A 7379-nucleotide genomic window follows, 5' to 3' on the forward strand; every position below is an offset into this window, starting at 1 on the left:
CCTAAAAAATGTAGTGCAATCGTAAACTAACAGAAAATTGTTTGAAATGCAAAGAATTGTATATATTTATTATAATATGTTTGCAGAGGTCAAGTGAGCCCTCTATTGCTAGGTCCATAGAGAAGGTAATCATGGGTAAAAAGGTATAAAAATTCAAATAAGTAAGCGCTTGCAAAAGGTTTAGGAAAGGTGTAAACTGGAGATATAAAAATCAAAAATAGTGCTATTTTGTCAAAAGTAGTGCAAAAACAAAGGAGATTTGCCATGAAAAAATGGTTGTTAAAACTCTCATTGGTAGCGATGACACTCTTACTCCTACCAATTCAAGCTGTTCAGGCCTGTTGCGGTTTTATCATTGGTCGCCAATTGACCAAGGATGGGACCACTCTCTTTGGTAGGACAGAAGACTACCCTTACTATCCAAATGGTGGAAAGCACAACAAAAACTTTGTAGTTGTTGATGCGAAGAACTATAAGGAAGGGGATCAACTGGAAGACGAATCCAATGGTTTTACCTATCCACATGCTGCCAGTGAAATGAAATACACAGCGACTTATGACTCTGCTCGTGGAGATGGTAGTAACGGTGCCTTTGGTGAACATGGATTTAACGAAGCCGGCGTCTCTATGACATCAACTGTTACAGCAATTCCAAACAAAAAAGTCTTGAAGACAGATCCATTGACAGAAAAGGGAATTCCAGAAGCTGCTATGTTGGACGTGGTTTTACCACGCGTTAAGTCTGCTCGTGAAGGGGTTGAATTCCTAGCTAAAGTCATTGAAGAAAAAGGATCAGCAGAAGGGAATGTTGTCGTTTTTGCAGACCAAAAAGAAACTTGGTATATGGAAATTCTTTCTGGTCACCAATATGTAGCAGTAAAAGTCCCAGAAGACAAATATGCAGTCTTTGCAAATACCTACTACCTTGGTCATGTGGATTTGAATGACAAGGAAAATGTGATCGCTTCGAAAGATGTCGAAAAAGTAGCCAAAGAATCTGGTAACTACAAGACAGACAAAGATGGTAACTTCCATATCGCTAAATCTTATGGACCAGAAAAATATGCTGAAGGAGACCGTTCACGTACTTACGCAGGAATCACTCTTTTGGATCCAAAATCAAAAGTGACTTATGAAGATGATGAATACGAACTCTTCCGCTCACCAACAGATCCAAACAAGAAATTTACTTTGGAAGACGCCTTTGCTCTCCAACGCAACCGTTTTGAACATTTGAATGGTCGGTTTGTTCCAGACGATCAAATTGGTGTCAAGAAACAAGGTGATAATGGTAGCAATGATGCTGTTCGTAAAGACCAATACAAGTATGCTTTAGGAAATGAAAACGTTATTGATGCCCATGTCTACCAAATCAATCCAAAACTTCCAAAATCATTTGGTGGTACTTTATGGCTTGGTATGGGACCATCTCGGAACACACCTTATGTTCCATTCTATGGTAATCTAAAAGATACTTACGAAGCCTTCAAACCTCAAACAGCAACTTATGATCCAAATTCATGGTATTGGACAGTATGGCACATTGACAACATGGCGATCAATAACCAAGATGTCTTTGGAAAAACAGTTCAAGATCACTGGAAAGCTCTGGAAAAACAATTTATTGTTGATCAAGAGAAGAAAGATATTGAATATTATGCGTTGAAAGATCAACCTGAAGCTGCTAAAGCAGTAGAAGACGAAGTTACAGCAAATGCTCTTGCACTTTCTAAAAAACTATTTGAACACTTCAAATCTTATGAAGCAGATATGCATGCGCATTTGATTGAGCTAGGTCGTAAGGATGATCCATATCGTGCCTCTAAGCCGGATGATTACAAAGATCCAGAACCAGAAAAACCAGTTCAACCTGAGAAACCAGTAGAACCAGAAAAACCAGTTCAACCAGAAAAACCAGTAGAACCAGAAAAACCAGTTCAACCTGAGAAACCAGTAGAACCTGAGAAACCAGTTCAACCTGAAAAAACTCAGCCAATTCAAACCAAAGTCAATGAAGAAGGCAATCCAAATAACCGCTTCGGTTATGCAGCTACAAAAGATAAGGAATCTTATGTTTCTACTAAAGTTGAAACATTTGTGAAACCAGAAGCAAAAGCTCAAGATCCATCCGAAGCAGTTTCAGCTGGTAATGGCGGCAATGAGAACAATCGTTTTGGTTCATCTTTTGCGAAAGCAACTGTTGAAACTTTCCCAAATACAAATTATTCTTACAATGTTCATCCTTAAATAATAAGAATAAAAAGTGAATTGGACCAAGTCCAATGAAACGAAAGAGGCCGGATTTTTATCCAGCCTCTTTTTTACGAAAAAAAGATTGACCATTGTAAGGTAGCAAATCCCTTACATTATATGGCCAGTCTTTTTGTATTCTTTGATTTGTGAATGATTAGTCTGCAGTTTTCTCAGATTCTTCTAATTGTTTTCCAAGATCAATGATGTATTGTTTGAGATCATCTTTAACCTGTGGATGCTTCAAAGCATAATCAATCGATGTCTTCATAAAACCAAACTTGTCACCTACATCGTAGCGTTGGCCTTTAAATTCACGGGCAAAAACTCGTTGGGTCTTATTGAGGGTGTCGATCGCATCTGTCAATTGAATTTCATTGCCAGCACCTGGTTCTTGATTTGCAAGAATATCAAAGATTTCAGGAGTCAAGAGGTAGCGTCCGATAATAGCGAGATCACTTGGAGCGTCCTCTGGGTTTGGTTTTTCGACAAAAGTTTCAACGCTATAAAGACCGTTAATACCTTCTCCTTGAGGTGCGATCACACCATAAGAAGAAACCTCTTCGTGAGGGACTTCCATCACAGCGATAGTGGACGCATGGGTTTCATCGTAGTCGTTCATCAATTGTTTGGTCAATGGCAAGGCATCATCATTAGTGATGTCCATCAGGTCATCTCCCAACATAACGACAAAAGGCTCGTTTCCAACAAAGGCTTTTGCCTGAAGAACAGCGTCCCCTAAACCTCGAGGGTGACTTTGGCGGATGAAATGAAGATTGATCGCTGTTGTATCATTGACCAACTTGAGTAAGTCAGTCTTGCCTTTTTGCTCGAGATTGTATTCCAATTCGAAGTTAGAATCGAAATGGTCTTCGATCGAACGTTTGGCCTTCCCTGTTACGACAAGGATTTCCTCGATCCCAGATTTCAGAGCCTCTTCTACGATGAATTGGATCGTAGGTTTGTCAACGATTGGCAACATTTCCTTTGCCAAAGCTTTGGTAGCTGGGAGGAAGCGTGTCCCCAAACCAGCCGCAGGAATGACTGCTTTTCTAACTTTAGTCATATAGTTTCCTTTCTAAAAGGTAGGATTGATGATAGGGTGGTTGACTTATTTCCACTCATTTTCTTCTTTAAATTCATTGCTCATCATGTGGTGGATGGCTTCACGGATATCTTTTCCTTCATAGATGACTTGGTAAATGGCTTGTGTAATCGGCATGTAGACATCCAGTTCTTGGGCCAGCTCGTGGGCGACTTTGGTCGTAGAGATCCCTTCAATGATCATGCCCATGTTGGCTTCGATATCTTCCAATTTTTCGCCACGTCCGAGAGCATCACCAGCTCGCCAGTTGCGAGAGTGAACAGAAGTTCCGGTAACGATCAAGTCACCGACCCCAGACAAACCGCTATAGGTCAATGGGCTAGCTCCGAGCTTAACGCCAAGGCGCGTGATTTCAGCGAGACCGCGTGTGATAATGGCTGCTTTGGCATTGTCACCATAACCAAGACCGTGCAGGGCCCCAGCTCCGACTGCGATGATATTCTTCAAGGCTCCAGCAGTTTCCACTCCGATAACATCTGTATTGGTATAGAGGCGGAAGTAGTGATTACTAAAGAGTTCTTGAACATAGCGTGCAGCTTCTAAATCTTTTGAAGCTGCTGTAATGAGGGTGATGTCCCGTACGATGGTCTCCTCTGCATGACTCGGTCCAGAAACGACCACTACTTCACTGCGAAGAGAAGCAGGGATTTCTTCTTCAAGGATTTGAGAAATCCGATCGTGTGTACCAGGTTCGAGCCCTTTAGAAGCGTGCATGACTGTGACAGGGTGATCCAGTGTTTCAGCGACTTGTTTAGCGACCAAGCGGGTCACCTTTGTAGGAACGACAAAAAGGATAGCATCCACGCCGTCCAAAGCTGCTTTCAGATCGGTCGTAGCAGTAATCTCTTCGCTAATAACGATGTCTTTGAAATAGCGTTGATTGGTATGAGCGGTATTGATTTCATCGATTTGTTCTTGGATATTTCCCCAGAGACGGACTTCATGGCCGTTATCATTGAGGACTTGTGAAAGGGCTGTTCCCCATGAACCAGGACCCAATACTGCAACGGTTTGTTTTTCCATTGTATCTTCCATTTCTATGTCTATTTTTTCAACAAGGCTAGGAAATCTAGCGCTTGCACCTTCGAAACGGCCGAATGTGTGCCTTGAAGGACGATTCTATTTTCCTCTCTATTTTAACATAATATAGGTAAAAAAACTTGTATGATCATCAATTGTTTTGTGAGGACATTTCATTTTGACAAGATGCTAAATAAAAAAATGCCACCTTTTACTTGTATTACTACTAATTTGTGATATAATATTTTTTGCCTATTATTATGAATATAAGGGGAGATAAAATGAAAAAATTGGCAATATATCTATTGATGATGCTTTCATTATTGATGGTATGCTTTACGCTTTTTTCTAAAATTGTAAATGCAGAAACGTCAAAAAAAGTGGATGTCATCACAAATGTAAAAGTTCAAAACAATGATGGCGGGGATTTAACAGCTCCGCTTGGAAGATACGATACTTTCCGTCTTAATGCAAAGTTTGCTTTGGAAGGAAAAAACGTTAAAGCAGGAGATACGACGGAAGTAGTTATTGCTTCTCCAATTGACATCAAATCGCAGGATTTTGAAATTAATGACTCCATTACTGGTAAATTGATCGCTAACGCAAAGGTTGATGCAACTACTGGTAAAATTGTCTTGACATTCACAAAGTTTGTTGAAGAGAAAAATGATATTTCAGGTTCGTTCTTCTTCTATGCTGGTGTTAATAAAGATAAGTTTCCAAATGATGGTAATGCGCCAGTTAAGGTCTCTGTTAATAACAAAGTGAAATTCGATGGTACAGTAAAAAGTGGGACTGTCGGAGAAGGTAAACGGTATACTATTATCAAATCTGGTTGGGATAATGGAGATCACAAGAGCCTAGGTTTTCGTATTTCTGTAAATAGGACCAACGAGGCAATCAGCAATGCAGTTCTTTCAGATTCTATGGAATCACCAGGTGTAACCTACAAGGCTGGTAGCTTTAAGATCTACAAAGGTACTTGGGATTACAGCACTGGAACATGGCAACTTAAAAACAAAACAGATGTCACCTCTCAATACACTGTAAATGCAACAGATACTACATTTACGATTAATCTAGGGAACATTTCTGCTAACGATCACTTTGCAGTTGAATATGAAGCAGTTGTTAACTATGATGCGGTTGACCGTGAGGTGATCAAAAATAAGGCGACTATCGTAGGTGATAATAAAAAACCATACGATTCAAATAGTAAAGTAAATATCCAAATCGCGGGTGGTGAAGGTGTTGGTTATGCCTTCGGCATTCAAGTTCATAAAGTTGACGAAAGTAATGAACCGCTGAAAGGTGCGAAATTCCAAGTTATCCGTCAAGCAACTGGCCAAGTATTAGGTGAGTTTGAATCAGATGCTAAAGGTGAATTTAGCCTTAAAGAACTCTTGAGAGATAAATACATCATCAAAGAAATTCAAGCTCCGAAAGGGTATGACTTGGCAGAAGATACAATTGTTGAAGCTAGTGAATTTACGACACCAACGAAACCTGTTAGCAAAACCATTGTAAACAAGAAAGAGAAGCCGGCCAAAACCCAAGCTGTTATTGAGCTGGATAAAGTTCTTACAGGTCGTGACTTGGTAGACGGCGAGTTTAGCTTTGAATTGTACGAAGGTTCAAACAAACTTCAAACAACTACTAACCAAAACGGGAAAATTACATTTGCACCGATTGAGTACACTGAAGAAGGTGAACACACATACACTGTGAAGGAAGTGAAGGGCGACAATGCCACTATTGCTTACGATGCTTCTGAAAAACAAGTGACTGTTAAAGTCACTCGTGATGGAGGAGCTTTGAAGGCAGAAGTCGTCTATCCAGAAAGCAAAATATTTACCAATGCCTTCACACCAAAGGCGGCAAATGCAACAATTGAGTTGACAAAAGAGTTGACAGGCCGTGACTTGGTAGACGGTGAGTTTAGTTTTGAATTGTACGAAGGTACAAACAAACTTCAAACTGTTACCAACAAATCTGGCAAAGTAACCTTTGATGCTATTTCTTACACAGCAGAAGGTGAATATACTTATACTGTGAAAGAGGTCAAAGGGGATAATGCTACGATTGCTTACGATGCATCTGAAAAACAAGTGACTGTTAAAGTTACTCGTGATGGAGATGCCTTGAAGGCAGAAGTCGTCTATCCAGAAAGCAAAACCTTTACCAATGCCTTCACACCAAACGCGACGACAGCAACAATTGAGTTGGCAAAAGAGTTGACAGGTCGTGACTTGGTAGATGGCGAATTTAGTTTTGAATTGTACGAAGGAGCTAACAAGCTTCAAACTGTTACAAACAAAAACGGAAAAGTAACATTTGCACCAATTGAGTACACCGAAGAAGGTGAACACACTTACACTGTTAAGGAAGTAGCTGGAAATACCCCAGGTATTACCTATGACAAGACTGATAAACAAGTAACTGTTAAGGTGAAAAAAGATGGCGACAACCTGAAAGCAGATGTGGCTTATCCAGATAATAAAACCTTCTCAAATACTTATACGGCTCCTCAACCAGCAAAAGCTAAAATTTCAGCGAGCAAGATTTTAGAAGGTGCTGAATTGAAGAATGGTGAATTTAATTTCCAATTGTTGGATGAAACCGGAAAAGTTCTTCAAACAAAACAAAATGCTGCAGATGGTACGGTAGCCTTTGATGATATTTCATATTCATCAGAGGACGCAGGAAAAACCTTCCACTACACGATTAAAGAAGTTATTCCTGAAAGCAAAGCAAAAGGAATGACCTACGATGAAGGAAGTATTGATGCGACTGTAACTGTCACAAAAGATGATGCAAGCAATACACTCAAAGCTTCTGTGGCATATGGTGATAAGACATCCTTCACTAACAAATTGGTAACAACTTCAATTCCACCAACACCACCAGTTGTTGAAAAACCTGAGTTGAAACTTTACAGCATTCAATTGCACAAAGCTAACGCAGATGGAAATGCTCTTGCAGGAGCTGTATTTGGTCTCTTTGA

The 7379-nt window shown here is 40.0% G+C and carries 4 protein-coding genes; 2 read left to right on the top strand and 2 right to left on the bottom strand.

Features of this window, described 5'->3' with window-relative positions:
* Positions 1-264: 264 nt before the first annotated feature.
* Positions 265-2247 carry a C69 family dipeptidase gene (locus tag O3629_RS09995; RefSeq protein ID WP_371609137.1) on the top strand — a complete coding sequence of 661 codons (1983 nt, stop codon included), beginning with the start codon at positions 265-267 and terminating at the stop codon, positions 2245-2247.
* 160 nt (positions 2248-2407) lie between these two features.
* Here O3629_RS09995 and galU read toward each other — a convergent pair whose 3' ends face one another.
* Positions 2408-3316, bottom strand: coding sequence for a UTP--glucose-1-phosphate uridylyltransferase GalU (gene galU / locus O3629_RS10000; RefSeq protein WP_031575672.1), 909 nt, complete (start codon positions 3314-3316; stop codon positions 2408-2410).
* A gap of 45 nt (positions 3317-3361) precedes the next feature.
* Positions 3362-4378, bottom strand: a complete 1017-nt coding sequence (locus tag O3629_RS10005; protein ID WP_049516434.1) for an NAD(P)H-dependent glycerol-3-phosphate dehydrogenase — start codon at positions 4376-4378, stop codon at positions 3362-3364.
* A gap of 278 nt (positions 4379-4656) precedes the next feature.
* Here O3629_RS10005 and O3629_RS10010 point away from each other — a divergent pair.
* On the top strand, positions 4657-7379 hold a 2723-nt coding region (locus O3629_RS10010), incomplete at its 3' end, for a Spy0128 family protein (protein ID WP_371609138.1).

This window comes from Streptococcus sp. 27098_8_12 (genome assembly GCF_041432115.1).
Classification (GTDB): Bacteria; Bacillota; Bacilli; order Lactobacillales; family Streptococcaceae; genus Streptococcus; species Streptococcus parasanguinis_V.

Coding starts and splice junctions, on each gene's coding strand:
- O3629_RS09995 (WP_371609137.1), top strand. CDS start 265: ATGAAAAAATGGTTGTTAAAACTCTCATTGGTAGCGATGACACTCTTA.
- galU (WP_031575672.1), bottom strand. CDS start 3,316: ATGACTAAAGTTAGAAAAGCAGTCATTCCTGCGGCTGGTTTGGGGACA.
- O3629_RS10005 (WP_049516434.1), bottom strand. CDS start 4,378: ATGGAAAAACAAACCGTTGCAGTATTGGGTCCTGGTTCATGGGGAACA.